Source organism: Stenotrophomonas sp. OVS01A (assembly GCF_019969775.1).
GTDB classification, from domain to species: domain Bacteria; phylum Pseudomonadota; class Gammaproteobacteria; order Xanthomonadales; family Xanthomonadaceae; genus Stenotrophomonas; species Stenotrophomonas indicatrix.
In genome coordinates this window covers 323,759-350,432 of sequence record NZ_JAHXYV010000003.1, presented here as the reverse complement: position 1 = coordinate 350,432, position 26,674 = coordinate 323,759, and the positions used below count along the sequence as shown (strand labels likewise).

25 protein-coding genes and 2 tRNA genes are annotated in these 26,674 nt (G+C 66.4%); 14 read left to right on the top strand and 13 right to left on the bottom strand.

The features are described 5' to 3' along the window. Position 1: 1 nt before the first annotated feature. From LC407_RS14490 to LC407_RS14455, 8 genes are all read left to right on the top strand, one after another. The gene (locus LC407_RS14490; protein WP_025874641.1) at positions 2-3,124 is read left to right on the top strand and encodes an efflux RND transporter permease subunit; all 3,123 of its coding nucleotides are present in this window, start codon (positions 2-4) and stop codon (positions 3,122-3,124) included. Positions 3,125-3,412: 288 nt separating this feature from the next. Beyond that, positions 3,413-5,470 (top strand): TonB-dependent receptor, encoded by a 2,058-nt coding sequence (locus tag LC407_RS14485; RefSeq protein ID WP_223483070.1) that lies wholly within the window; start codon positions 3,413-3,415, stop codon positions 5,468-5,470. A gap of 136 nt (positions 5,471-5,606) precedes the next feature. Continuing rightward, on the top strand, positions 5,607-7,784 hold the full coding sequence (yccS, locus tag LC407_RS14480) for a YccS family putative transporter (protein WP_223483069.1): 2,178 nt from the start codon (positions 5,607-5,609) through the stop codon (positions 7,782-7,784). A gap of 149 nt (positions 7,785-7,933) precedes the next feature. Beyond that, positions 7,934-8,731, top strand: a complete 798-nt coding sequence (locus LC407_RS14475; protein WP_025874638.1) for an SDR family oxidoreductase — start codon at positions 7,934-7,936, stop codon at positions 8,729-8,731. 93 nt (positions 8,732-8,824) lie between these two features. Then, complete coding sequence (locus tag LC407_RS14470; protein ID WP_025874637.1) at positions 8,825-10,714, top strand: MFS transporter; 1,890 nt, start codon at positions 8,825-8,827, stop codon at positions 10,712-10,714. A gap of 181 nt (positions 10,715-10,895) precedes the next feature. Further along, positions 10,896-11,183 carry a CD225/dispanin family protein gene (locus LC407_RS14465; RefSeq protein ID WP_025874636.1) on the top strand — a complete coding sequence of 96 codons (288 nt, stop codon included), beginning with the start codon at positions 10,896-10,898 and terminating at the stop codon, positions 11,181-11,183. Between the two features lie 33 nt (positions 11,184-11,216). Then, complete coding sequence (locus LC407_RS14460; RefSeq protein ID WP_025874635.1) at positions 11,217-11,501, top strand: CD225/dispanin family protein; 285 nt, start codon at positions 11,217-11,219, stop codon at positions 11,499-11,501. Positions 11,502-11,544: 43 nt separating this feature from the next. After that, positions 11,545-11,970: a DUF2752 domain-containing protein gene (locus LC407_RS14455; protein ID WP_025874634.1), complete on the top strand. Its 426-nt coding sequence runs from the start codon at positions 11,545-11,547 to the stop codon at positions 11,968-11,970. A gap of 471 nt (positions 11,971-12,441) precedes the next feature. Here LC407_RS14455 and ampE read toward each other — a convergent pair whose 3' ends face one another. The 5 genes from ampE to LC407_RS14430 all read right to left on the bottom strand — a co-directional run bounded on the left by ampE (position 12,442) and on the right by LC407_RS14430 (position 16,134). Beyond that, positions 12,442-13,329 carry a regulatory signaling modulator protein AmpE gene (gene ampE, locus LC407_RS14450; protein WP_025874633.1) on the bottom strand — a complete coding sequence of 296 codons (888 nt, stop codon included), beginning with the start codon at positions 13,327-13,329 and terminating at the stop codon, positions 12,442-12,444. Between the two features lie 94 nt (positions 13,330-13,423). Beyond that, positions 13,424-14,356 (bottom strand): NAD(+) diphosphatase, encoded by a 933-nt coding sequence (nudC, locus tag LC407_RS14445; RefSeq protein ID WP_025874632.1) that lies wholly within the window; start codon positions 14,354-14,356, stop codon positions 13,424-13,426. A gap of 141 nt (positions 14,357-14,497) precedes the next feature. Next, positions 14,498-14,890, bottom strand: a complete 393-nt coding sequence (erpA, locus tag LC407_RS14440) for an iron-sulfur cluster insertion protein ErpA (protein WP_025874631.1) — start codon at positions 14,888-14,890, stop codon at positions 14,498-14,500. A 31-nt stretch (positions 14,891-14,921) separates the two neighbouring features. Continuing rightward, a complete protein-coding gene (locus tag LC407_RS14435) occupies positions 14,922-15,386 on the bottom strand; it encodes a polymer-forming cytoskeletal protein (protein ID WP_025874630.1) in 465 nt (154 codons plus the stop codon). 4 nt (positions 15,387-15,390) lie between these two features. Beyond that, positions 15,391-16,134 (bottom strand): DUF6776 family protein, encoded by a 744-nt coding sequence (locus LC407_RS14430; protein ID WP_025874629.1) that lies wholly within the window; start codon positions 16,132-16,134, stop codon positions 15,391-15,393. Positions 16,135-16,312: 178 nt separating this feature from the next. On the opposite strand from LC407_RS14430, the gene LC407_RS14425 reads away from it, so the two are divergent. From LC407_RS14425 to LC407_RS14415, 3 genes are read left to right on the top strand one after another with little or no spacing between them, the layout of a single operon-like run. Continuing rightward, on the top strand, positions 16,313-16,930 hold the full coding sequence (locus tag LC407_RS14425) for a DUF4126 domain-containing protein (RefSeq protein ID WP_025874628.1): 618 nt from the start codon (positions 16,313-16,315) through the stop codon (positions 16,928-16,930). A gap of 44 nt (positions 16,931-16,974) precedes the next feature. After that, positions 16,975-18,870, top strand: coding sequence for an EAL domain-containing protein (locus tag LC407_RS14420; RefSeq protein WP_223483068.1), 1,896 nt, complete (start codon positions 16,975-16,977; stop codon positions 18,868-18,870). Continuing rightward, a complete protein-coding gene (locus tag LC407_RS14415; protein WP_154881161.1) occupies positions 18,871-21,075 on the top strand; it encodes an ATP-binding protein in 2,205 nt (734 codons plus the stop codon). A 1-nt stretch (position 21,076) separates the two neighbouring features. Here LC407_RS14415 and bfr read toward each other — a convergent pair whose 3' ends face one another. The 4 genes from bfr to LC407_RS14395 all read right to left on the bottom strand — a co-directional run bounded on the left by bfr (position 21,077) and on the right by LC407_RS14395 (position 22,955). Beyond that, complete coding sequence (bfr, locus tag LC407_RS14410; protein ID WP_223483067.1) at positions 21,077-21,547, bottom strand: bacterioferritin; 471 nt, start codon at positions 21,545-21,547, stop codon at positions 21,077-21,079. Between the two features lie 140 nt (positions 21,548-21,687). After that, positions 21,688-21,897, bottom strand: coding sequence for a bacterioferritin-associated ferredoxin (locus tag LC407_RS14405; protein WP_032951724.1), 210 nt, complete (start codon positions 21,895-21,897; stop codon positions 21,688-21,690). 135 nt (positions 21,898-22,032) lie between these two features. Next, positions 22,033-22,335 carry a hypothetical protein gene (locus LC407_RS14400; RefSeq protein ID WP_223483066.1) on the bottom strand — a complete coding sequence of 101 codons (303 nt, stop codon included), beginning with the start codon at positions 22,333-22,335 and terminating at the stop codon, positions 22,033-22,035. Beyond that, positions 22,332-22,955, bottom strand: coding sequence for an RNA pyrophosphohydrolase (locus tag LC407_RS14395; protein ID WP_140225228.1), 624 nt, complete (start codon positions 22,953-22,955; stop codon positions 22,332-22,334). Before LC407_RS14395 ends, LC407_RS14400 begins: the two co-directional genes overlap by 4 nt. 121 nt (positions 22,956-23,076) lie before the next feature. Here LC407_RS14395 and LC407_RS14390 point away from each other — a divergent pair. Next, positions 23,077-23,153, top strand: a tRNA-Met gene (locus LC407_RS14390). 52 nt (positions 23,154-23,205) lie between these two features. Continuing rightward, a tRNA-Gln gene (locus tag LC407_RS14385) sits at positions 23,206-23,279 on the top strand. A 302-nt stretch (positions 23,280-23,581) separates the two neighbouring features. Here the strand turns inward: LC407_RS14385 and rpsI are convergent. Both rpsI and rplM read right to left on the bottom strand, forming a co-directional pair. Then, complete coding sequence (rpsI, locus tag LC407_RS14380; protein WP_005411311.1) at positions 23,582-23,974, bottom strand: 30S ribosomal protein S9; 393 nt, start codon at positions 23,972-23,974, stop codon at positions 23,582-23,584. A 2-nt stretch (positions 23,975-23,976) separates the two neighbouring features. Beyond that, a complete protein-coding gene (rplM, locus tag LC407_RS14375; protein ID WP_025874623.1) occupies positions 23,977-24,405 on the bottom strand; it encodes a 50S ribosomal protein L13 in 429 nt (142 codons plus the stop codon). A 197-nt stretch (positions 24,406-24,602) separates the two neighbouring features. Between rplM and coq7 the strand changes: the two genes are divergently transcribed. Beyond that, positions 24,603-25,247 carry a 2-polyprenyl-3-methyl-6-methoxy-1,4-benzoquinone monooxygenase gene (gene coq7, locus LC407_RS14370; RefSeq protein WP_032976655.1) on the top strand — a complete coding sequence of 215 codons (645 nt, stop codon included), beginning with the start codon at positions 24,603-24,605 and terminating at the stop codon, positions 25,245-25,247. 95 nt (positions 25,248-25,342) lie between these two features. Here the strand turns inward: coq7 and sugE are convergent, their stop codons facing one another. Beyond that, on the bottom strand, positions 25,343-25,663 hold the full coding sequence (gene sugE / locus LC407_RS14365; RefSeq protein WP_025874621.1) for a quaternary ammonium compound efflux SMR transporter SugE: 321 nt from the start codon (positions 25,661-25,663) through the stop codon (positions 25,343-25,345). A gap of 165 nt (positions 25,664-25,828) precedes the next feature. After that, on the bottom strand, positions 25,829-26,623 hold the full coding sequence (gene speD, locus LC407_RS14360; protein ID WP_025874620.1) for an adenosylmethionine decarboxylase: 795 nt from the start codon (positions 26,621-26,623) through the stop codon (positions 25,829-25,831). Positions 26,624-26,674: the final 51 nt, after the last annotated feature.

Sequence of the window (26,674 nt, the reverse complement as noted above, 5' to 3'; positions counted from 1 at the left end):
GATGAACCTGTCCGGCCCCTTCATCCGTCGCCCGATCGGCACCGCCCTGCTGGCCATCGGCTTGTTCATGGTCGGCGTGATCTGTTACCTGCGGCTCGGCGTGTCGGCACTGCCGAACATCGAGATCCCGGTGATCTTCGTGCACGCCAGCCAGTCCGGTGCGGATGCGGCGACCATGGCCTCCACGGTGACCGCGCCGCTGGAGCGCCACCTCGGCCAGCTGCCGGGCATCGACCGCATGCGCTCGTCGAGTTCGGAAGGCAGCTCGCTGGTGTTCATGATCTTCCAGAGCGACCGCGACATCGATTCGGCCGCGCTGGACGTACAGACCGCGATCAATTCGGCGCAGGCCGACCTGCCCTCGGGCATGGGCTCGCCGATGTACCAGAAGGCGAACCCGAACGACGATCCGGTGATCGCCATCGCGCTGACCTCGCAGACGCAGTCCGCCGATGAGCTGTACAACGTCGCCGATTCGCTGCTGGCCCAGCGCATCCGCCAGATCGGCGGCGTCGCCTCGGTGGATATCGCCGGTGCCTCGACGCCGGCGGTGCGTGTGGACGTCAACCTGCGCCTGATGAACGCGCTGGGACTGACCGCCGACGACCTGCGCAATGCCGTGCGCGCGGCCAACGTGACCTCGCCCACCGGCTTCCTCAGCGATGGCAACACCACCACGGCGATCATCGCCAACGATTCGGTCGCACGCGCCGCCGACTTCGCCGATCTGGTGGTCAAGACCCAGGGCGATGGCCGGGTGATCCGCCTGAAGGACATCGCCAACGTCTACGACGGCCAGCAGGACGCCTACCAGGCCGCGTGGTTCGACCACAAACCGGCCGTGGTGATGTATGTGTTCACCCGCGCCGGCGCCAACATCGTCGAGACCGTGGACCGGGTGAAAGCGCAGATTCCCGCGTTGCGCGACTACCTGCAGCCGGGCACCACGATGACGCCCTACTTCGACCGCACCCCGACCATCCGGTCGTCGCTGCATGAAGTGCAGATCACCCTGCTGATCAGCCTGGCGATGGTGGTGCTGACCATGGCGCTGTTCCTGCGCCGGTTGGCGCCGACGCTGATCGCGGCGGTCACCGTGCCGCTGTCGCTGGCCGGTGCCGCGCTGGTGATGTACGTGATGGGCTTCACCCTGAACAACCTGAGCCTGCTGGCGCTGGTGATCGCGATCGGCTTCGTGGTCGACGACGCGATCGTGGTGATCGAGAACATCATGCGCCACCTCGACGAGGGCATGCCGCGGATGCAGGCGGCCTTCGCCGGTGCGCGCGAAATCGGCTTCACCATCGTCTCGATCACCGCTTCGCTGGTGGCGGTGTTCATCCCGCTGCTGTTCGCCAGCGGCATGATGGGCGCGTTCTTCCGCGAATTCACCGTGACCCTGGTGGCGGCGATCGTCGTGTCGATGATCGTTTCGCTGACGCTGACCCCGGCGCTGTGCAGCCGCTTCCTCAGCGCGCACGACCACACGGCGGCACCGTCGCGCTTCGGCCGCTGGCTCGATGCCGGTCACGAGCGGATGCTGCGCGTCTACACCGTGTTCCTTGATTTTTCGCTGCGTCATGCGCTGCTGCTGTCATTGACGCCGTTGATCCTGATCGGCGTCACCATCTTCCTGTTCGGTGCGGTGAAGAAGGGCGCGTTCCCGCCGCAGGACACCGGCCTGATCTGGGGCCGCGCCAATTCCAGCGCAACGGTGTCCTTCGAGGACATGGTCAGCCGCCAGCGCCGCATCACCGACATGCTGATGGCCGACCCGGCAGTGAAGACCGTGGGCGTACGCCTGGGCAGCGGACGCCAGGGTTCCAGCGCGCAGTTCAACGTGGAACTGAAGTCGCGCAAGGAAGGCCGCCGCGAAACCACCGCACACGCACTGGCACGGCTGAGTGCGAAGGCCGACCGCTACCCGGACCTGCAGCTGCGCCTGCGCGCGATCCAGGACCTGCCCAGCAACGATGGCGGTGGCAACAGCCAGGGCGCGCAGTACCGCGTCTCGCTGCAGGGCAACGACCTGGCCGCACTGCAGGAATGGCTGCCCAAGCTGCAGGCGGCATTGAAGAAGAACCCGAAGCTGCGTGATGTCGGCACCGACGTCGACAACGCCGGCCTGCGCCAGAACATCGAGATCGACCGGGCCAAGGCCGCGCGCCTGGGCATCTCGGTCGGCGCCATCGACGGTGCGTTGTACGGCGCCTTCGGCCAGCGCCAGATCTCCACCATCTACTCGGACATCAACCAGTACAGTGTGGTGGTCAATGCGCTGCCGTCGCAGACCGCCACGCCTTCGGCGCTGGACGAAGTGCATGTGCGTGCACGCAACGGCGAGATGGTGCCGATCACGGCGGTGGCCCGCCAGGCGCCGGGCCTGGCGCCCTCGCAGATCACCCATGAAAACCAGTACACGACGATGGACCTGAGCTACAACCTCGCCCCCGGCGTCAGCATGGGCGAGGCCAAGGCCATCATCGACAGCACCGTGGCCGGCATGCGCATGCCCGGCGACATCCGCTTGGCCGACGACGCCGGCTTCGGCTTCAATTCCGACCCCAGCGACATGCTGATCCTGGTGCTGGCAGCCATCCTCACCGTCTACCTGGTGCTGGGCATCCTGTACGAAAGCCTGATCCACCCGGTGACGATCCTGTCCACCCTGCCGGCCGCCGGCGTCGGTGCGTTGCTGGCGCTGTTCGGCACCAACACCGAACTGTCGGTGATCTCGATGATCGCGCTGGTGCTGCTGATCGGCATCGTCAAGAAGAACGCGATCATGATGATCGACTTCGCCCTGGTGGCGCAGCGCGAACATGGGCTGACTCCGCGCGATGCTGCCCGTGAAGCCAGCATCGTGCGTTTCCGCCCGATCATGATGACCACGATGGTGGCGATCCTGGCGGCGGTGCCGCTGGCGATCGGCCTGGGCGAAGGTTCAGAGCTGCGTCGCCCGCTGGGCATCGCGATGATCGGCGGCCTGCTGTTCTCGCAGAGCCTGACCCTGCTCAGCACGCCGGCGCTGTACGTGATCTTCTCGTGCCTGGCCGAGCGCTGGAAGGCGCGGCGCGCGCGCAGGCGTGAAGCGAAGCTGCTCAGGCGCGCACAGCGGGCCTGACTTCGGTAGCGCTGGGCCATGCCCGGCGGCCTTTCAGCAATCCGCGCTGCGCGCTCGCCGGGCATGGCCCGGCGCTACCGGCCTCTGGTGGGTGCGGACCGTTGGTCCGCACGCCGATGGCATTTGACGCGCTGTAACGAAAAGAGAACAATTCTCATCCAGCCATGGTCCTGCGCCCCCTTGTGGCGCCCCGCTGCCGTCCCCGGCACGCCTGCGTGATCCCAGCCACCGACCTTTCCCCCCTGCATGGGCGGATGGCCCGTGGCCGCCCGCCGAGGATCTCCATCGATGTTGCCGATTCGCTCCCCCCGCCTGGCCGTACTGGCCGTCGCGCTGTCCGCCGCCTGCACTGCACACGCCGAAGCCCCGGCCGGATCCCGCAGCGCCACCGATCTGGACGCGGTCAAGGTCATCGCCGAGCGTACCCATACCGAGGCTGGCGCCCTCGGCGATCGCGCGCTGCGTGATACCCCGTTCGCGATCACCGCCGTCGGCCGTGAGCAGATCGAACAGCGCCAGGTCGTGTCGCTGGGCGAAGCCTTCCTGCTCGACCCCTCGGTCACCACCCAGGTCAGCGCCTATGCCAGTGGCTGGAGCTCGCCGATCCGCAACCGTGGCATCGACCTGAATTTCGACAGCTACCGGGTCAACGGCCTGCAGGTCTCGTCCTGGGGCACCGAATGGCCGCTGGAAGTGATGGAACAGGTCGACCTGCTGAAGGGTCCGGGAGGTTTCCTGTACGGCTTCGGCGCGCCGGGCGGCATCGTCAACTACATCACCAAGAAGCCGACCGACGTACCGACCTTCTCCGCCCAGCTCGGCTGGCGCGAGCAGGGCATCGTCAGCGGCGGCATCGACGTCGGCGGCCGCTTCGGCAACGAGCAGATGTTCGGCTACCGCTTCAACGCATACCAGGAAAAGGGCGAAACCTTCAACGGTGGCCATGTCGATCGCAAGGTCGGTGCACTGTCGCTGGACGCGCGCCTGAGCGATGCGCTCACCTGGACCTTCGACGGCGTGTTCCAGTCGCGCGACCTGCGCGAGGAATCACCGCAGTACTACTTCCGTGGCCTGACCTCACTGCCGCGGCCGATCGCCGGCGATGTCGACAACAGCGTGCCCGGCACCTACTACGACACCCGCTCCAGCCTGCTGTCCACCGCACTGAACTGGCAGATCAACAGCGACTGGAAGGCCAGCCTGAGCTATGGCGTCACCACCTCGTGGAACGACGTCAACAAGATCTTCGCCTACATCGACGATACCAACGGCGACTACGCCGTCAACGTCTATGAGCTCGGTGGCAAGAGCGAGTGGAAGCTGGCACAGGCACTGGTGCAGGGCCGCTTCGGCACCGGCCCACTGCAGCACCAGCTGGTGGCCGGTGTGAGCCACCAGACCGGGCTGGGCTGGGACCGTCCCTACGAGTTCAGCCTGATCGGCCGCGCCAACCTCTACCAGCGCCATGGCATCCGTCACGACGCGGTGGGTTCCCGGGTGATGACCCGCGGTGACGAGACCGTGCAGCAGGCGGTGTTCGTCAGCGATACCGTCGATCTCGGCCATGACTGGTCGGTACTGGCCGGTTGGCGCTACAACGACTTCGAGACCAAGGGCGCGTACCACACCTATCCGGTCACCCCGACCTATGCGGTCATGTTCAAGCCCAGCGAGGCCGTCACCCTGTATGCCAGCTACATCGAGTCGCTGGAAGCAGGCAGCCGCGTAGGCAGCAGCTACATCAATGCCGGCGATGTGCTCGACCCCACCATCAGCAAGCAGTACGAGATCGGCGCCAAGGTGGAAGCGAATCGCTGGAACGCGAACGTCGCTGCGTTCCGCCTGGAACGTGGCGCCAACATCGATCAGCTGACCGATGCAGGCAAGCGCCTGGTGCAGGATGGCATCACCCTGTACGAAGGCATCGAAGCCAGCGCCGACCTGCACCTGACCGATGCGCTGACCGTGGGCGGTGGCGTGACCTGGCTGGACCCGACCTACGACAAGCTGTCACCGGGCAGCGCGGCGCAGGAAGGCAACCGTACCGTCGGTGCTGCGCGCTGGAGCGGCGTGCTGCACGCCACTTACCAGCTGCCGTGGGTGGAAGGGCTGGAGACCTATGCCGCCGTGCGCTATTACGGCGATGTCTGGTACGACGCCGACAACACCCTGAAGCTGCCCGACTACACCCTCGTCAACGCCGGCATCGGTTACCGCCTGCTGGCCTCCGGCCATCCGGTGACCCTGCGGGCCAGCGTGGAGAACCTGGCCAACCGCAGGTACTGGTCCAATGCCGGCGTCGGCCTGCCGCGCACCTTCGCGCTCAGCGTGCGGTTCGACATGTAACGGGCCTCGGTAGCGCCGGGCCATGCCCGGCGGCTGCATGCCACGCCGCGCTGCGTGCTCGCCGCGCATGGCGCGGCGCTACCGGATTTCACGCGTGGCCCGTAATAATGGTGGCCGATCCTTTCGCCGAGCCTGCATGTCCGCACGCGAATCCCGCCTCAGCCGCCTGTGGGCCCACGAGAAGGCCAGCTATGGCCTGCGGGTGTTCATTGCCCTGACCGCGGCCATGGCCGTGTGCTGGCATCTGGATGCGCTGACCGCGCTGCCCGGCGTGTTCCTCGGCATCATCGCCAGTGCGATTGCCGAGACCGATGACAACTGGTGGGGCCGGACCAAGGCCGTGCTGCTGTCGCTGTTGTGCTTCTGCCTGGCAGCGGCCTCGGTGATCTGGCTGTTCCCCTGGCCGTGGATATTCATCGCGGCCCTGGCGCTGTCCACGTTCGGCCTGACACTGCTCGGTGCACTGGGCGAGCGCTACGCGTCCATCGCCCAGGCGACCGTCACGCTGGCCATCTACACCATGATCGGCCTGGAACAGCATGGCGCCCATGACGTGCACAGTGCGCTGGATGCGGTCAGCCACCTGCTTGCGGGTGCGGTCTGGTACGGGCTGCTGTCGATCCTGTGGACTACGCTGTTCGCCAACCGGCCGGTGCGCGAGCGCGTGGCCCGCCTGTACGTGGAACTGGGCCGTTACCTGCAGCTCAAGGCCGCGCTGTTCGAACCCGTACGCGAGGCGGACCTGCAGCGCCGCCAACTCGACCTGGCCGAACAGAACCGTCGCGTGGTCGGCGCGCTGAACGAGGCCAAGACCGCGATCCTGGCGCGCTTTGGCCGCTCCGGACGGCCCGGCGTCAACTCCGGCCTGTACCTGCGCCTGTACTACATGGCACAGGATTTCCATGAGCGCGCCAGCTCCTCGCATTACCCGTACGGCGCGCTGGTCGACGCGTTCTTCCACAGCGACGTGCTGTACCGCTGCCAGCGCCTGCTCGACCTGCAGGGCCAGGCCTGCGCACGGCTGGGCGAAGCGATCCGGCTGCGTCGTCCGTTCGTCTACGGCGAGAGCAACCAGCAGGCCGGGCGCGATCTGGCCGATGCCCTGGCCTACCTGCGCGACCAGCAACGCCCGCAGTGGCAGCGCCTGCTCGGCTCGCTGGACCTGCTGGTGCACAACCTGCGCAGCATCGAGCGCCGCCTGCTCGATGCCGAACGTTCCGAAGCCAGCCTGGACAACGTCGACACCCGCCTGCGCGACAGCAACCCGCACACGCTGCGCGAAATGGGCGTGCGCGTGCGCCAGCAGCTCACCCCCGGCTCGGTATTGTTCCGCCATGGCCTGCGCATGGCGCTGGCACTGATCGCCGGTTTCGTTGCCATCCATCTGTTCAATGCACAGAACGGCTCGTGGGTCCTGCTGACCATCGTGTTCGTGTGCCGGCCCAGCTTCGGTGCCACCCGCCAGCGCCTGGCCCAGCGCATCGTCGGTACGCTTGCCGGCCTGGTGCTGACCTGGGCGCTGCTGCAGCTGTTCCCAACCCTGGAGATCCAGCTGCTGATCGCATTGCTGTCGGCACTGCTGTTCTTCTTCACCCGTACCGACCGCTATCTGGTCGCCTCGGCCGCCATCACGGTGATGGCGCTGACCTGCTTCAACCTGATCGGCGACGGCTTCGTGCTGATCGTGCCACGCATGGTCGATACGATCCTGGGGTGCGCGATCGCCGCAGCGGCCGCGTTCCTGATCCTGCCGGACTGGCAGGGTCGACAGCTGCACCGCGTGCTGGCGCGGGTGCTGGATACCGCCGCCCGTTATCTGGAATCGGTGCTGGGCCAGTACCGCAGCGGCATGCGCGACGACCTGGCCTACCGCATCGCCCGCCGCGACATGCACAACGCCGATGCCGCACTGTCCACCGCATTGTCGAACATGCTGCGCGAACCGGGCCACGTGCGCCGCAACCTCGATTCGGGTTTCCACTTCCTGGCGTTGTCCAACACCCTGCTCGGGCATCTGTCAGCGCTGGGTGCGCACCGCGACCAGGTCGACAGCTACGCGGGCGATCCACTCGCGCTGGCCGCTGGCGAGCGGGTGCGTAAAGCGCTGCAGCAGCTGGCATCGGCATTGACGGCGCAGCAGCCGGTGTCGGAGGAGGACAACGACGCCGATCGTGCGGTGGCCGCCGAACTGGAGCAGCTCGATGAGACGATGCCGCCGAAACTGCAGTTGATCCGCACGCAGATGGCGCTGGTGCTGCGGATGTTGCCGAAGGTGAGGGCAGCGGCCAATGGCGCGGTGCGCGGCCTGGCCTGAGCGGACGGCATCCACGCGTGGCGTGGATCTACTGGAGCGGTATTCGGGCGTGACCCTGTCGGCCGTGCAACATCGTGTTGCGTGCACGGGGGCATTCCGATCACGCCCCGACGCCGATACTGCGGTGTCGCCCACGCAGGATCTCCCCCATGAAGATCGAACTCAACGACCGCACCGCACTGGTCACCGCCTCCACCGCCGGCATCGGTCTGGCCATCGCGCAGGGGCTTGCCGCCGCGGGTGCGCAGGTCATCCTCAACGGCCGCAGTACCGACAGCGTGGAACGCGCACGGCAGCGCCTGCTGGCTGCAATTCCCGGCGCCAACGTGCTCGGCGTGGCCGCCGACCTGTCCGACGCCCGCGGGGTCGACGCGCTGCTGGCCGGCCTGCCGGGCAACGTCGACATCCTGGTCAACAATGCCGGCATCTTCGGCCCGCAGGACTTCTTCGAGACCGACGATGCCACCTGGGAGCAGTACTGGCAGACCAATGTCATGTCCGGCGTGCGCCTGTCGCGCGCCCTGCTGCCGGCGATGGTCGACGCCGGTTGGGGCCGCGTGCTGTTCATCTCCTCCGAATCGGCACGCAACATTCCTGCCGACATGATCCATTACGGCGTCAGCAAGACCGCGCAGCTGTCGTTGTCGCGCGGCCTGGCCAAGCGCGTGGCCGGCAGCGGCGTCACCGTCAATGCGGTGCTGCCCGGCCCGACGTTGTCCGATGGCTTCGCAACGATGTTCGAAGAAGAGCGTGCACGCACCGGCAAGCCGCTGGAACAGATCGGCCGTGAGTTCGTGATGGCACATCGTCCTGCATCGGTGATCCAGCGCGCGGCCACGGTCGAGGAAGTGGCCAACATGGTGGTCTACCTCGCCTCGCCGCAGGCGTCGGCCACCTCCGGCGCAGCGCTGCGGGTCGATGGCGGCGTGGTCGACGATATCGTGTGAGCGTTGGTGAGGTGTGTGGACCAACGGTCCGCACCTACCGCATCCCTGCCTGACAGGCAGGGATGCTAGGCTGCGCCGGTCCAAGGAGGTTCCATGTCCGGTCACAACCAGTTCGCCCTGCTGCGCCAGCGCCGTTTCCTGCCGTTCTTCATCGTGCAGGGGTTGGGTGCCTTCAACGACAACGTGTACCGGCAGGCGATCATCGGCCTGCTGTTCTACCTGGGCGTGGCCGAGAGCGAGCGCACGCTCTACACCAACCTGGCACCGGCGCTGTTCATCCTGCCCTACTTCCTGTTCTCCGCCCTGGCCGGGCAGATCGCCGAAAAGCTGGAGAAGTCGCGGCTGATCGTGATCACCACCACCATGGAGATCGTGATCATGACGCTGGCTGCGGTGGGCTTTCTCACCGAGAGCCTGCCGGTGCTGCTGGTGGCCCTGTTCTGCACGGGCCTGCAGTCCACCTTGTTCGGCCCGGTGAAGTACTCGGTGCTGCCCTCGGTGCTGCGTCCGGAAGAACTGACCGGTGGCAATGGCCTGGTCGAGATGGGTACGTCGATGTCGATCCTGACCGGCATGATCGTCGGCGGCCTGGTGTTCACCCTGGCAGGCAGCCATGGCCCGATCGTGGCCGCCACCTCTGTCATCGCGCTGGCGATCTGCGGCAACCTGGCCGCGCGCATGATCCCCAAGGTGGATGCCGGCGCCCCGGACCTGAAGATCAACTGGAACCCGATCCCCGAATCGCTGGCCGTGCTGCGCATGGCCAGGAAACAGAAGGCGGTACGCAACGCCATCCTCGGCGTGTCCTGGTTCTGGTTCGTCGGCACCATCCTGACCGCGCAGCTGCCGTCCTATGCGGTCACCAACCTCGGTGGCGAGCCCACCCTGTACATCTTCGCCCTGGCGCTGTTCTCGGTCGGCACCGGTGTCGGTTCGCTGCTGTGCGAAAAGCTGTCGGCGCGCACGGTGGAGATCGGCCTGGTGCCGCTGGGTGCGTTCGGCATGACCGCCTTCCTGCTGGACCTGTACTTCGCACGCGCCGGTGAGGCCACCGCGCAAGGCCTGTCGGTCACCCAGTTCGTGCACCAGGCCGGCAGCATCCGCATCATCATCGACCTGCTCGGCATCGGCCTGTTCACCGGCTTCTTCGTGGTGCCGCTGTTTGCTTTGATCCAGAGCCGCACGCCGAAATCGGAGATGTCGCGCGTATTCGCCGCGCTGAACATCCAGAACTCCGGCTTCATCGTCGCTGCGGCCGTACTCGGCCTGCTCACCCAGCGCCTGCTCGGCTGGACCATCCCGCAGCTGTTCCTGGCACTGGCCATCGCCAATGCCGTGGTGGCGATCTACATCTTCACCATCGTCCCCGAATTCCTGATGCGCTTCCTCAGCTGGGTGATGGTGCGCACGCTGTACCGGCTGCGCCCGCACGGCATCGAAGCGAACGTGCCCGATGAGGGCGCCGCGCTGCTGGTCTGCAACCACGTCAGCTACATGGACGCGCTGATCCTGTCGGCGACGATCCCGCGCCCGGTGCGCTTCGTCATGTACTACAAGATCTTCAACATACCGGTCATGCGCTGGATCTTCCGCACCGCCAAGGCGATTCCGATCGCTGGTGCGCGCGAAGACCCCGCCCTGATGCAGCGCGCGTTCGATGAAGTCGACGCCGCACTCGCCGAGGGCGAGCTGGTATGCATCTTCCCGGAAGGCGCACTGACCCGCGACGGCACGATGGCAGCGTTCAAATCCGGCGTGGAGAAGATCCTCGAACGCCGTCCGGTACCGGTGGTGCCGATGGCCCTGCGCGGCATGTGGTCGAGCATGTGGAGCCGCCGCGATACCCGTCTGGGCCGCATGCGCGTGCCGCGCCGGTTCCGGGCGACAGTGGAGGTGGTCGCCGCCCCGGCGGTGGATGGCCATTCAACCGATGCCGCCGCCCTGGAAGCGCAGGTCCGCACCCTGCGCGGCGACCTCGCCTGACGCAATCGCCCCCATCCGGGGGTGATGACGGTACGCTGCATACGCCACCGTCCAAGGGCGATGCGAGGCCTGACGGGGCTGAAAACGCATACATGCGTCGTTGGTTGCGGTAGATTACGCACCCACAGGGGGGAGGTTCGGCCCGTTCACACGGCCGACCACCAAGGAATGGAGTCTTGCTTTGAATCAACCGCCACCGCTCAGCCGTCCGGTCTACATCCCCAACCATCTGGTCTGGGCGATCCTGACGACGCTGTTCTGCTGCCTGCCGTTGGGCGTGGTGTCGATCGTGTATGCCGCCCAGGTCGATGGTCGCAATGCGGCCGGTGACCTGCCGGGGGCCTATAGCGCGTCGCGCAAGGCGGGCTGGTGGGCGGTGGCTTCGGCCGCGGCCCTGCCGGTCCTGTTGCTGTTGTGGTTCGGGCTGTTCGGCGGCTTGGCCGCGCTGGGCGCTCTATCCGACCTTTGATTCACCACCACCACCCATCGAGGAGCTTGAACCATGAACACCACCACTGCGCAGGTCCCCAACAATCTGGTCTGGGCCATCCTGTCCACCCTGTTCTGCTGCCTGCCGGCCGGCATCGTGTCGATCGTCTACGCCGCGCAGGTCAACGGCAAGCTGGCTGCCGGCGACGTCGCCGGTGCCCGTGATTCGGCCGACAAGGCCAAGAAGTGGGCCATCTGGTCGGCCATCGCTGCCGTTGTGGTTGGCGTCCTGTACTTCATCATCATCATGGCCGTTGGCGGCCTGGGCGCCCTGAGCGGCGGCAACGGCAGCTACTGATGCCCGCGACGGGGTCCGGCCATGCGCCGGATCCCGCCCCCGCATGTCCGCACTTCCTGCTCGTTCCCGACTTACCCGCTGGGCTCCGCTGCTGGCCGCGTCCGGCCTGGCTGCGGGTGCCGCCGTGGTCCTGCGTCACGTCAATCCGTATGTCTCCGGCAATCCGCTGCCGGGCTGTCCGCTGTACGCACTGACCGGCTTCTACTGCCCCGGCTGCGGCAGCACGCGCTGCCTGTACTCACTGGTCCACTTCGACCTGCCCGGCGCGATGGCGATGAACCCGTTGCTGGTCATCAGCCTGCCCTTCCTGTTCCTGATGCTGCTCAACACCGCCGGCGTACGCCCGCGCGTGCTTGATCCACTGATGCGGGTACTGGCCAGCCCCACGTTCTGGCTGTGGCTGCTGCCCGGCTATGCCGTGCTGCGCAACCTGCCGTGGGCACCGTTCACCGCCCTGGCTCCGGTGTAGGTTTCCAGCCAACGGCGCAGCCCCTCGTGGTGGAAGGCAGAAGCTGGGGTTGGCCGGGCGGGTGGGTTGCGCAGGGGCCGCTGCAAGTACGTCCATGTAAGCTCGGTCGCGCCATCCATGGCGCTTACGCCCCTGCGCAACCCACCCGCCCGGCCACGGACAATTTCCGTGCGCGTCCACCACGGAAAAGAAAGAGAAGATCAAAAGCCGAAGCGGGTCGCTCCGCTCGGCATCCACGCATGGCGTGGATCTACTGGCCGTCATCGGAAACTGTCGGGGGTGGGGCGGTGTGGGGCTGCAGGACCGTTGGCGCCATGGATGGCGCCATCGAGCCCCCATGGATGGGTTAACGGCGTGTCCTGCAGCCCCACACCCCCCACCAAACCCACAGAAATCCAGAGCCGCTGTTGCAGTTGCAGTTGCAGTTGCTTCCAGCGGGTGCAGGGCGGCAAGCCCTGCAGAAAAGCACAACTAGGTCACCCAGCCCGCGATCACCAGCAGGGCCAGCACCGCCAGCCACAGCAGCAGCATCCGCCACACCAGGCTCATCGCATCCCGCAGGTCCGGCAACCGCTGCCACACCGGCAGCAGGCCCGCTTCGGTGTAATCGTGAGCGTCCTCGCGCAGCTCGGCATTGACGCTGGCACGCGCCACCGCGCCCAGGAAACCAATGCCGCCGGCCAAGCGCTCACCATGCGCCTGGCGCCATGCCTTCCAGGCCGTGTCGAAGTTGCCGACCAGGGCCATCGAGAACGCCATCAACTGTGCCACCGGCCACTCGATCCAGCCCAGCAGCCGCTGTGCCAGCGCCAGCGGCTCCACCGGCACGCGCGCACGCATCGGGCTTTCCGCCATCAGTGCCAGCAGGCGATAACCGAGAGCCCCCACGGGGCCCAGCAGCAGGAACCAGAACAGCACCGCGAACCAGCGCCGCAGGGCGTTGAGCACGGTCGCCTCGACCAGTGAAGGAACATCCTCGCGCAGGCTGCCACCGGCCGACTGCAGGTTGCGTACCGCCGCCTGCCGGGTCGGCGCATCGTCGGCATCGATGATCGCTTCGATGTCGCGGTCCAGATCGCGCGGGCCCCAGCACCAGGCCAGCACGGCCACGCCCAGCAGCAGCGCCGGAAGGCCGAACAGCACCCCGCGCAGCAGCCAGGCGACCAGCGCCATCAGCAGCAGTGGCGGTACGATCGCCAGCGCCACGCCGGCGGCCCCCTGCCAGGCCCGACCACCGCGCGCGTCCAGCCAGCCCAGCCAACGCCGGAAGCCGTCGAAACGGCGCAGCGACGCGGCAGCGGCCGGGGCGACATGGCCAAGGGCCAGTGCCACCAACACGGCGACCAGGGTGGTGAACATGGCAGGTCTCCCTACGAGCGAGCGTTCGGCGTCGCTACCTTACCTGTCGCAGCGTCGCCGTCAGCGGTGAACCGTACTGTAACCGGCAGCGTGTTCAGGTGGCGGCAATGCTGGCGCCGCCAGATGCCGGTTGCTGGCGGTACCAATGCTCGATCAGGCCCCGCGAAATGGAAATCGGCGGTGACAGACGGATGCCTTCTCCATCGTCCTCGACGTCACGCGCGAGGGCCGCGCCGACTTCCTCGGCGCTGAACCAGCGCGCGTCTTCCAGTTCGCCATCCACGGTCGGCACGTCGTCGTGTGCCTGCGCACGGAATCCGACCATCAATGCGCCGGGGAACGGCCAGGGCTGCGAGCCCAGGTACTGGCAGGCGGTCACCCGCACCTTGCTCTCTTCGTGCACTTCGCGCGCTACGGTCTGCTCGAAGGTCTCGCCCGGCTCGACAAAGCCGGCCAGCACCGAATAGCGGCGCGGCGCCCAGTTGGACTGGCGGCCCAGCAACAGCCGGCCCTGGTTTTCAACCGCGACGATCACGGCCGGGTCGACGCGCGGATAGTGTTCGGTCGCGCACTGCGGGCAGCGGCCGACGAAGCCCCCCCGGGCGAACGTCACGGCGCTGCCGCAGACACCGCAGAAGCGGGTACGCGATTGCCAGTAGGACATGCCACGGGCGTAGCTGAAGGCGGTCGCATCGGCCACGGTCCACAGCAGCGCGGCCTGGCGCAGATCGAGCCGGCGTGGCGCGGTGACGGTCACGCTGGCCGCTTCCACCGAGAACCACGCCTGCTCGCCACGCAGGCCGAGGAAGATCGCAACACCCGGCCCGCCACCGACATCGGCGCCGGTCAACGCCAGCGGCTGGTCGTCATCACCGGTGAAGGCGGTGCCGTCCTGGTCCAGGACAAGAATGCGCGCATCGGGCCACAGGCGCGCCAGAGCATCGGCATCTTCGCGCATGGCATCGGCGCGCTCCAACGGTTCACCCACGAAGGCAAAACCGGAAAGCGGCGAAGGAGAATTGAGCATCCAGCTAGCCTGCCGCCAATCACGGCAAGTGGCAAGCCGCAGACTGTGCAGAAACCCGCCTGTGGTTGCAGGAAAGGCCATCCACGCATGGCGTGGATCCAGCGAAGGCAGCGCGCGGGGTGCATGCCCCACGCCCTGCAATTACATGCTGAAACTGCTGCCGCAGCCGCAGGTGGTCTTGGCGTTCGGATTGCGGATCACGAACTGCGCACCGGTCAGGCTCTCGGTGTAATCCACTTCGGCACCCATCAGGTACTGCAGGCTGAGCGGATCGACCAGCAGGGTGACCCCGCTGGTCTGCACCGCCAGGTCATCGCCGGCACGGTTCTCGTCGAACTCGAACCCGTACTGGAAGCCCGAACAGCCGCCACCCTCGATGTACACACGCAATGACAGGTCGGGGTTGCCCTCGTCCTGGATCAGTTCCTTGACCTTGGCCGCAGCGGCCTCGGTGAAGTTCAGCGGCCGATCCAGCGACTGGTAGTCGGGCGCGGCGGCCGGCGTGGCGCCGGGGAGGGAGACGAGCGTGTTCATGGGCTCAGCATGGGGGCGCCGGCGCTGGCTTTCAAGCCATCGCCTCGGCCAGCTTGCGGCGGGCGGCGGTGTCGCCCTTGCCGTCAGCGGACGCTTCGCCTTCCGGCGCCGGCAGGGCCTGCATCGGGGCGCTGGCATGGATCAGCCGGCCGTTCAGCTGGGCACCCGCATTCATTTCCACCACCTGGTAGTGAACATTGCCGTTGACCCGCGCACTCGGGGTCAGTTCGACCTTCTCGGTGGCATGGACATCGCCGTCCAGGCGGCCACTGATGACCACCACCTGGGCGCGGATCTCGCCTTCGATCACGCCATGCTCGGCGAGGGTCAGGGTCGCCGCGCTGGCGCCCTCCTGGGCAATCACCTTGCCGTGGATGCGACCTTCCACGTACAGGCCACCACTGAATTCCACATCGCCACGGATCACCACCTGGTTGCCGATCAGGGCATCCACCACCAGTTGGCCATCACGGCTGGATTTGCTGCTTCCGAACATCTGCCTACTCCCCTTTGCTGGCCGGTGCGCCGGCCTGTTTCCAGTCGAATACCTGCGTGGTGCCCCCCGCACCACTCCCCAATGTCACCTTCACCCGTTGCGGGGTGAAGTCAGCCGGCAGCATCACGCTGCCGGTGAGCTGCTGGAAGTACCGGAACGAGTAATCCTGTCCCGGCACCTTGCTGCGCTGGTGCAGCTCGTCCCAGCTGATGGTGGCCAGCTTGCCGTTCTTCACGCCTTCCACCGTGAAACGCATCTGCCCTTGGCTGATCGCTCCGCGGTTGAGGTTCTGCGTCAGCACCACGCTGTACTGCCAGGTGCCGGCCGATTCCGGGCTGAATTCAATCGAATGGGTGTTCAGGCCCTTGCGCTGGCTGGTCGAGCCCACCAGGCGTTCGTAGAAGGCGACGTCAGCGCGCAGGCCGGCGATCTCTTCATCGCGCTCGGCCAGCGAGGACTGCACTTCGTTGTTGGCGGCGCGGCTGATGCGGTCCGACGCTTCCAGCGTGGCCTGCTTCTGGCGCAGTTCGGTCAGCTGCGTCTGCAGCGTATCAGCGCGCTTCTCGGCAGCTTGCACGCGCTGGCCCTGTTCACCGCGCGGCGTGCCCAGCCAGCAGCCACCCAGCACCGCAAGCACCAGGCTCAGCAGCCAGATGCCGGCGATCACCAGCAGGCGACGGCGGTCGGCGGGTGGTTGCGCGGCACCGGGAAGGCGGACCTGCACGCGCATGGGAGGGCGGTTGTTCATGGGTAGTCTCCGTGGCAGCGCCGAAGCGCCGCCAGTACGGCCCCTGGGGCAAACGACGGGCTAGTGTATGACAGGAACGGCAGGTTTCCCCGGTGCCGGCCGGTACCGGGCGGTGGCATTCAGCCACTCCATGGTCGATAGTGTGGCACCCCGCACAGTTCCGCCGCCGGAGCACGCCATGACCGAAGCCCACCTGTTCGTGATCGGCATCCTGCTGGCCTGGCTGGCCGGCATCCGCGTTTACCTCACCGTATTCGGCGTCGGCATCGCCGGCCTGCTCGGCTGGGTCGACCTGCCACCGGCGCTGCAGGCCACCGAGTCGTGGTGGGTGCTCGGCACGTCGGCGGCGCTGGCCATTGCCGAATTCTTCGCCGACAAGATTCCCGGCGTGGATTCAGCCTGGGACCTGGTGCAGACCCTGGCGCGCGTGCCCGCCGGCGCCTTCCTCGCGGCAGCGACACTGTCGCCCGATGGCGACCTGGGCACCGGCGCACTGGTCGCCGGCGCGGGCGTTGCGCTGGCCAGCCATGGCCTGAAGGCCGGCACCCGCGCCCTGCTCAATACCTCACCGGAACCGGCCAGCAACTGGGTCGCCTCTGCGGCCGAAGATACCGTGGTGATCGGCGGCTTGGCGCTCGCGCTGGCGCATCCATGGATCGCGCTGGTGGTGGTGCTGGCCTGCAGCCTGGCCGGCGCATTGCTGGTCTGGCTGGTCTGGCGCACCCTGTGGAAAAGCGTGCGCTGGTTGGCACGTGGCGGCAGCGACGACGGACAACGGCAACCGCGTACCGGCTGATCGGCAGGCTTGTCGCATAATGGCCGCGAACACCAGGAGCATCGATGGCCGCAAACGAATCCGCCGCGGGCCCCCGCCCGGGACGCGCTGAAACCCCTCCGGCCGATCATTGGCAACGTTGGGCCGCCCCCTTGGCTGCGGCAACGCCTGCCGAAGCAGTACCGGCGGTGTCAGAGACACCCGCCCTGTCGGTGCCCGGCGACGGCGCCCGACTGGCGGCTCCGCCGCCCCTGCCCTCCACCGCCGCACTGCCCGAGGCGGGCAACAGTGACATCCCGCCTGTCGATGCCGACTCGCCCTACCGCGTGCTGATCGTCGAAGACGATCGTGCCCAGGCCCTGTTCGCACAGAGCGTGCTGCATGGCGCCGGCATGCAGGCGATCGTGCTCGGCGATGCCGATGGCGTGCAGCAGGCCATCCGCGAGCAACGCCCTGACCTGATCCTGATGGATCTGCACCTGCCCGGGCTGGATGGCATGCGGCTGACCGCGATGATCCGCCAGCAGCCCGCCATGCAGCTGCTTCCGATCGTCTTCCTCAGCGGCGACCCGGATCCGGAGCGCCAGTTCGAAGTGCTCGACTGCGGTGCCGACGATTACCTGAGCAAGCCGATCCGGCCGCGCCACTTGATTGCCGCGGTGGCCAACCGTATCCGCCGCGCACGCGCGCAGGCAGCGACCCTGCCCGGTGCCAACGGTGCACCGGCCACCAGCAACCCGGAAACCGGGCTGCCCACGCGCCACCACGTGCTGCAGCAACTCAACGCGACGCTGGCGCAGCACGACCGCGGTGGCGTGTTCTTCGTGGAAATCTCCAGCGCGCTGGGCCTGCGCGAGCGCTATGGCTATGCGGCCTTCGAGCGGCTGATGGTGCAGGCCGGGCAACGCCTTGCCGAGGCTGGCCATCCGCACCTGCTGGCGCGCCTGAACGACAACAGCTTCCTGCTGCTGGCGCGCAACGCCGATGAGGACAGCCTGGAAGCGATCGCCGGCACCCTGCGTGAGCAGCTGTCCGCGCGCGCCTTCGTGATCCGCGACGACGAATCGGTACACCTGCGTGGCGTGGTCGGCTACGCGCCGCTGTCGCCGGGTTTCGACGATGCCAGCAGCGCCCTGGAAGCGGTCGAACGTACCACCCTGCAGGCACGCCTGCTCAGCGCCGGCGTGGCCGGCCACGTGCATCGCCAGGTCACGACCGAGCAGGAGCACCTGGCGTTGCTGGAAGGCCAGCTCGAGCTCGCTTACCAGCCGATCGTCGCCGTCGCCGGCGGCAGCAGCGCGCAGTACCAGTTGTTGCTGCGCCTGCGCCGGACCGATGGCAGCGTACTGACCGCCGGCCAGGTGATTCCGGCCGCCGAGGCGGCCGGCCGCATCGCCGACCTCGACCAGCAGGTGCTGGAGCATGCGATGGGTCTACTCGACCTGTATCGCCACGCCACCCAGCCGCTGAACCTGTTCGTCTCGCAGTCGCTGCGTACCCTGCAGCGCGATGCCTTCGCCGACTGGCTGCTGGAATCGCTGCAGCAACGCCGCCTGCCCGGCAGCGCGCTGGTGATCGACGTGCGCCTGCCCGACGCGCTGATCCACACCGTGCCGTTGCAGCAGTTCTGCCAGCGCATGGCCAGCGTCGGCGTGCGCTTCTGCCTGAGCCAGTTCGAACCGGGCAGCGAAGCCCTGGCCCTGCTCACCCAGCTGCCACTGTCGTTCGTGCGCATGGCCGCACGCTTTTCCAGCAGCCACTCCAACCCCGATACGCGCGAAGAACTGCGCCGATCGATCGAGCAGGCGCATGCAGCCGGCCTGCAGATCATCGGCCAGCAGATCGAGGACCCGCAGGCAGCGGCCGCGATGTGGGTCGGCGGTGTCGATTACATCCAGGGCAACATGGTGCAGTCGGCCGGCAGCGACCTGAACTTCGACTTCCACAACGCGGTGCTCTGAGTGTCACCGACGGTCGCGCTGTTGGCGGTACTGGCGCTGGCCATCGTCGCCCTGCTGGTACTGGGCCTGCGATTGCGTTCGCGCAATCGCGCGCTGGCGGCATTGCAGCGCGAACGCATCACCCTGACCAGTGAACGCGACCAGCTGCGGCGCACCACCGAGCGCCAGGGCCAGCTGGAACATCAGCTGCTGCAGGCCAAGCAGGCTGCAGAAGCAGCCGTGCTGGCCAAGGGCGAATTCCTGGCCACCATGAGCCATGAAATCCGCACGCCGCTCAACGGCATCCTGCCGATGCTGGAGCTGATTGCCCGCGGACCGCTGGGCGAAGACCAGCGGCAGATGCTGGCCACCGCCTCGGCCAGCTCGCAGCAGCTGCTGCGCATCGTCGATGACATCCTCGATTACTCGCGCCTGGAAGCCCAGGCGCTGGAGCTGGAGATCACCAGCTTCAACCTGCGCGAACTGCTCGATGGCGTGGTGCAGCTGCTGCAGCGCGCCGCCGAGGCCAAGGGCCTGACGTTGAGCCTGCAACTGGATCCGGCCGTGCGCCTGCCGGTACGCGGCGACCCGGTGCGCCTGCGCCAGGTCCTGGGCAACCTGCTGGCCAATGCCATCAAGTTCACCGCACGCGGCCAGGTGCAGTTGCGAGTGCAGCGGCTGGGCGAAGGCCCCGCCCAGCACCAGCTGCGTTTCGAAGTGGTCGACACCGGCATCGGCATCGATGAGGCCCTGCAGGCGCGGCTGTTCCAGTCCTTCAGCCAGGCCGACGCGTCCACCACCCGCATCTACGGTGGCACCGGCCTGGGCCTGGCCATCTGCAAGCGCATCACCGACCTGATGCATGGCGACATCGGCGTGCATTCCACCCCAGGCCAGGGCGCAACCTTCTGGTTTGAAATACCGCTGCTGAAGGTTCCCGGCGACCTGCCGGCGCTGGCCCGCTCGCCGGCAGCGCTGCTGCTGTACACCGCCGATGCACAGCTGCAGCCACGCGTCGAACGCATCGCCGCGCACCACGGCCTGCAGGTGCAGCCGCTGGCCAGCATTGATGAGGCAATGGAACGCCTGCGCGCAGCACCACGCCCGGGCCAGAGCACACCGGCATGGTTGCTGGTCGACGCGCGCCACCGCCGCAATGGCGAGGTGGCCCTGCAGCGCGCCTTGGCCGAGCGCGGTGCCGACGACGCACTGCAGGTTCTGTGGCTGCAGGATGATCCGGTTGCAGCACGGCCGCGCCAGCAGCAGCTGCACAGCACATTCAACGATGCCGACCTGCACGCCCTGCTGGCCCAGCCAACAGCCACTGCACGCCCGGCAGCCCTGCTGGCCAACGCCGAAGACGCCAGGCCGGCCGCCGCGCTGCCACCGCTGGATCTGCATGTGCTGCTGGTCGAAGACAACACGGTCAACCGGATGGTGGCCGAGCACCTGCTGCGGGTCTTCCAGTGCCGGGTGCGCAATGCCGCCGACGGCGAGCAGGCCCTCGCACTGCTGCGCGAAGGTGGAATCGACGTGGTGCTGATGGATTGCCAGATGCCGGTGCTCGACGGCTACAGCGCGACACAGCGCTGGCGCAGGGAGGAAGCCGAAGCGGGGCGCACGCGGTTGCCGATCATCGCGATGACCGCCAACGCCATGGCCGGTGATCGCGAACGCTGCCTGCAGGCGGGCATGGACGACTATCTTTCCAAGCCGATCACGCGTGAAGCGCTGCATGCGCTGCTGCAACGCTGGGGCCGGGTTTCCGTGGATCGCGGACATGCACCGCTGCCGGAACCCGTGCAACCTGCCGCAACCCCGAGCGTGCCCGACGGCGAAAGCCTGGACGATGAACGAACGCGCGCGATCCCGATTCCGCAGCCGGTGCTTGATCGCAGTGTGCTGGATGAACTGCAGGCGGTGATCGGCGATGCCGCCGCGCAGATCGTAACGGTGTTCCTGGAAGACGCACCGCAGCTGGTGCAGCAGCTGCAGCAGGCGGCGCAGGGCAACGACATCGAACGCCTGCAGGCGCTGTCGCACAGCCTGAAATCCTCCAGCGCCAACGTCGGCGCGCTGTCGCTGTCAGCGGTGGCGCGGCGGATCGAACTCGAAGCCCGCAGTGGCAGCCTGCAGCGCCCTGCCGTGGCAGTGGCGCTGCTGGTGGCGGAGTTCGCCCGCGCGCGCGTGGCGCTGACCGGCTACCTCGCCGACCAGGCCCGTTGAATCACTCTTCGAGCTTGCTCAGCAGGTACTTCGGCTCACCGATGCGCTCGATCAGCTCCAGCTGGGTTTCCAGCCAATCGATGTGCTCTTCCTCGGAGTCGAGGATCTTCACGAACAGCTGGCGGCTGACGTAGTCGCCGACCGAATCGGCATAGGCCACGGCCTCGCGCAGGGTGACCACGCCATCGCGTTCCAGCGACAGATCGCACTGCAGGATCTCGGTCGGGTTCTCACCGATGCGCAGCTTGCCCAGCGCCTGGAAGTTCGGCAGGCCTTCAAGGAACAGGATGCGATCGGCAAGCATGTCGGCATGCTTCATTTCCTCGATCGATTCCTTGTACTCGTGTTCGGCCAGTTCCCTGATGCCCCAGTTCTTGAGCATCTTGGCGTGCAGGAAGTACTGGTTGATCGCGGTCAGCTCGTTGTAGAGGACCTTGTTGAGGAATTCGATGACCTTGGTGTCGCCCTTCATGGGGATGCTCCTGCACGCTGAAATCGCGGGCACTGTAGCGCCTTGAGCGCGCGCGTGAAGGAACGCGAATCGTGCGCATTGGCCACTGCGGCCAACAATGAAGACCAGGAGAGCGCGGCGTCAACGCGCCGCGAAGCGACTCAGGCGACCTGCGCCAGGCCCAACACCGGCAACGGCAGATCGTGGGTGGCACGCGCCTTGGCCAGCAGCTCGCCGGCCATGTCCAGGCAGGAACCGCAGGTGGCGCCGCATCCGGTGCGCATGGTCAGCTCGGCCACCGACGTGACGCCATGGCTGGCGGCTTCGCGGATCTGGTGGTCGGTAACACCGTTGCAGATGCAGACGTACACGGGCGGGAACCAGGGCAGCAGGCCAGTAGCGGCCTGGTCGCTATTCCAATGGAAACGAGAATGGTTGTCAATCAGAGACCTGAACCATTCTCGATACGGTTCAGAGTACCGTCGAATCCACCCGGTACGAGGCGGCTACAGGGACAACAGCCCAAGTGCCAGCACCGGTGTACTGAAGAAGACGATCAGCCACTGCACACCACCACCTGCCGCTCTCAGCCGCAGCAGGTAGTCCGCCAGGAACAGCGCACCCGCACAGGTCGCGGAGGCGAGGCAAACGCCCAGCGCAAGCGGCATCCATGCGATGCCGCCGAGGACCACCACGCTCAACAACAGCCAGGGGAGGCTTGCCAGACGGACAGCCAGTCCCTGCCGGAAATACCCGGCAGACGTGCGTTGCGACCGTTCGGCCCGCTCTTTGCGCAACCTGCCCGTCAAAGGGCTCCCGGTTCACCCTTTGCTTTCCGCGGCCAGTACCCGCCGCGCATGGGCGTGCGCTTCCTGGGCCTGTCGTGGCCGGCCGCGTGGCCTGGCATCCAGGCCTCGGCAGCGCTCTTGGGCATGGCACTGATGCCCTGCCCCGCCACCCCCTGGGCCAACGGCGCCAGATGTCGCAGGGCGCGCGCATAGACGCCACGCTTGAACACCACCACATGCTCCACCGGATACCAGAAGTCGACCCAGCGCCAATGATCGAACTCAGGCGAGTCGGTATGGTCCAGGCTGACGTGGGCCTCATCACCGGTCAGGCGCAGCAGGAACCAGACCTGCTTCTGGCCGATGCAGACCTGGCGTTCATTGCGGCGGATGGCACGCGCCGGCAGCTTGTAACGCAGCCAGCCCGGTGTCGCCCCAAGCACTTCAACGTGCTCCGGCAACAACCCGGTCTCTTCCTGCAGTTCACGATACATGGCCTCGACAGGCGTCTCGTCGGTGTTCATGCCACCCTGCGGGAACTGCCAGCCATCCCGGCGCACACGTCGTGCCCAGAACACCTGCCCGTCCTGCCGCATCAGCACGATGCCGACGTTCGGTCGATAGCCGTCCGGATCGATCACGATGCGGACTCCTAAGAAAATCTACTGGTTGGGACTATCCCATGCCGTCTGTCGGGCCACAAGCACGATACAAAGGTGTTGACAGTCCTTGTACACATCAGCAGAATAGCGGGCTCACCAAGGCTATGTAGCTCAGCCGGTTAGAGCACAGCACTCATAATGCTGGGGTCGGTGGTTCGAGTCCACCCATAGCCACCACGTTGAAGTTGTTTTTCAACGTGAAAAGTGAGAAAATAGTTACACGTTACATTGCCCCTTAGCCAAGCGGTAAGGCACCTGACTCTGACTCAGGCATCGGTGGTTCGAATCCATCAGGGGCAGCCAAATTAAAAAGAAAAAGGCCTGATCGAAAGATCAGGCCTTTTTCTTTTTAATTTGGTCACGCATCCCACCTTATCCCCGCGCCTGTCGGCGCGCGCCCTTGAACAACAAGGGGGCTCTCCTCCAGAGAGGGATCCGGGGTCGGATCCTTTTCCAAAGGAAAAGGCCCTGACCCCACCCCATCGCCAGCCGCTGGCCGGCAACCTTGAAATGCGCAGCCCCAGAACGACAAAAGCCCGGCCGAAGCCGGGCTTTTGCTTTTCCATCCAGCGGGCTCCCGAAGGAGCCCAACCAGGCGCGGTAAATCAGCGCTTGGAGAACTGGGTGGCGCGGCGGGCCTTGTGCAGACCGACCTTCTTACGTTCGACTTCGCGGGCGTCGCGGGTCATGAAGCCAGCCTTGCGCAGCTCGGACTTCAGGGTTTCGTCGTACTCGACCAGAGCGCGGGCGATACCCAGACGGATCGCACCGGCCTGGCCGGTGGTGCCGCCGCCAGCGGCGGTGACCAGGATGTCGAAGCTCTCGGTGTTCTTGGTCAGCTCGAGCGGCTGGCGCACGATCATGCGAGCGGTCTCACGGCCGAAGAACTCGTCCAGCGGACGGCCATTGACGGTGATGTTGCCCGAACCCTTGCGCAGGAACACGCGAGCGGTGGAGGACTTGCGGCGGCCAGTGCCGTAGTTTTGAGTGATAGCCATGATTAGATATCCAGAACCTGCGGCTGCTGTGCGGCGTGCGGATGCTCAGTGCCGGCGTAGACCTTGAGCTTGCGGTACATCTGGCGACCCAGCGTGCCCTTCGGCAGCATGCCCTTGACGGCGGTCTCGATCACGCGCTCCGGGTGGCGCTCAAGCGCCTGGGCGAGGGATTCGGTCTTCAGGTTGCCGATGTAACCGGTGAAACGGTGATACATCTTGTCCTGCAGCTTCTTGCCGGTGACGACAATCTTTTCTGCATTGATGACGACCAGGTAGTCGCCGGTATCAACGTGTGGGGTGTAGACCGGCTTGTGCTTGCCACGCAGACGGCGGGCCAGCTCGGTGCAGAGACGGCCCAGGGTCTTGCCCTCGGCGTCGACGAGGTACCAGTCGCGCTGGACGGTCTCGTTCTTGGCAGTGAAAGTGCTCATGAAGAACTCTTGGTTAGGTCGGGCTCATTGCGGCGAAGGACTCGCCGGAACTCTGCCACGCGTTGTGAAAGGTGGAGCGTAAGGGGCGGCATTGTACGCAGCTTGGCTGGCGGGTGCAACCGGTCCCCTGCCCCGGGTTGGCAGGGGACCGGGGCCGGGCGAGAATCGGGCCTCCCCCCGCTCCACGTCGTGCCGCCATGACCGTGCTTCGCCAGACCACCCCGCTGGACCACCTGCTGACCGAGGCGCAGCGCGCCCTGGACACGGTGTTCGGCAACCCGCCGGCCAGCCGCCCCTATCCGGCCACGGACACCGGCGAGCCCGGCATGGACAGCGCCCAGCGTCGCCACGCGGCCGGGCTGATGCGCATCAACCATGTCGGTGAGGTCTGCGCCCAGGGCCTGTACTTCGGCCAGGCCGCGGTGGCACGCGACCCGGCGACCCGCGAACATCTGCTGGAAGCGGCCCAGGAAGAGACCGATCACCTGGCCTGGTGCGCCACCCGCCTGAGCGAGCTGGACAGCCGCCCCAGCCTGTTCAATCCGCTCTGGTACGCCGGCAGCTACACCATCGGCACCCTGGCCGGGCTGCGCGGCGACGGCTGGAACCTGGGCTTCGTGGTCGAGACCGAGCGCCAGGTGGAAGCCCATCTGGACGAACACCTGGTCGACCTGCCGGCCGGCGACCTGCGCAGCCGCGCGGTCATCCGGGTGATGAAGGAAGACGAGGCCCGGCATGCCGAACATGCCGAGCAGGCCGGCGCGCGCCGCCTGCCGTTCCCGATTCCGGGCGCGATGGCGCTGGCCTCCAGGGTGATGAAGACCATTGCCTACCGGCTGTGAGGCCACCTGACGGTAGTGCCGGCCGCTGGCCGGCAGCCCCGCATGGGTCGCCGCAGGTCATGAGGTTGCCGGCCAGCGGCCGGCACTACCAGGGCTTAGTTGGGTGACACCAGCTTCAGGCCGATCACGCCGGCCACGATCAGGCCCACGCAGGCCAGGCGTGCCGGCGAGGCGCTGTCGTTGAACAGGTAGATGCCCAGTACGGTCACGCCCATGGCGCCGATGCCGGTCCAGATCGCATAGGCCGTGCCGACCGGAATGTTCTTCATCGCCTGGCTCATCAAGTACAGGCTGATCAGCGCCGACACCACCGTCAGGGCGGTCGGCACGGGTTTGCTGAAACCTTCGGAGTACTTCATTCCAAGGGCGAATCCGATCTCGAACAGACCGGCCAGCAGCAGGTAGATCCAGGGCATGGGTGGGGGCTCCTTACCTTTTTGGGAAAAACGAAACGGCCCGGTGTTTTCACACCGGGCCGTAGGTCGGTACATCGCCGTGGAACTGAAGATTGCGCCAAGCGCAGGCTCCACGGGGCGGGGCGTCCCGCCTGGGTGGCGATGCCCACCGGCATCGCACATGGGTCACTCAGCCAGGTTGCGGCCGTGGAACAGCTCTTCGATCTCACGACGCAGCAGCGCTTCGATCTTCATGCGTTCCTTGAACGAGATGTTCTTGGCCTTTTCCTCGAACAGGTACTGGTCCAGGTCGAAGTCCTTCAGGTGCATCTTCGTGTGGAAGATGTTTTCCTGGTAGACATTGACGTCGAACATCTCGTAACGCGACTTGATGTTCTTGGCCAGGAAGTTCTGGATCGAGTTGATCTTGTGATCGATGTAGTGCTTCTTGCCCTTCACATCACGCGTGAAGCCACGGACACGGTAGTCCATGATCACGATGTCCGATTCCAGGCTCTCGATCAGGTAGTTCAGTGCCTTCAACGGCGAAATGACGCCACAGGTAGCCACGTCGATATCGGCGCGGAAGGTGGCAATGCCTTCCTGCGGGTGCGTTTCCGGATAGGTGTGCACGGTGATGTGCGACTTGTCCATGTGCGCGACCACGGCATCGGAAATCAACTCCTTGCCGGCCTGCTTCTTGTCGATCACCGGCTCTTCGGAGATCAGGATCGTCACCGAGGCACCCTGCGGATCGTAATCCTGGCGCGCCACGTTGAGGATGTTGGCGCCGATGATCTCAGCGACATCGGTCAAGATTTGAGTAAGCCTGTCGGCGTTGTACTCTTCATCGATGTATTCAATGTAACGCTGACGCTCCTCTTCGGTGCGCGCGTAACACACGTCATAGATGTTGAAGCTCAGCGCCTTGGTGAGGTTGTTGAAACCCTGCAACCTCAGGCGAGGCAACGGCTTGACCACGGCGGTCGATTCCTGTGTAAGAAGGGAAAGGGGGAATTATGCGGCATAAGT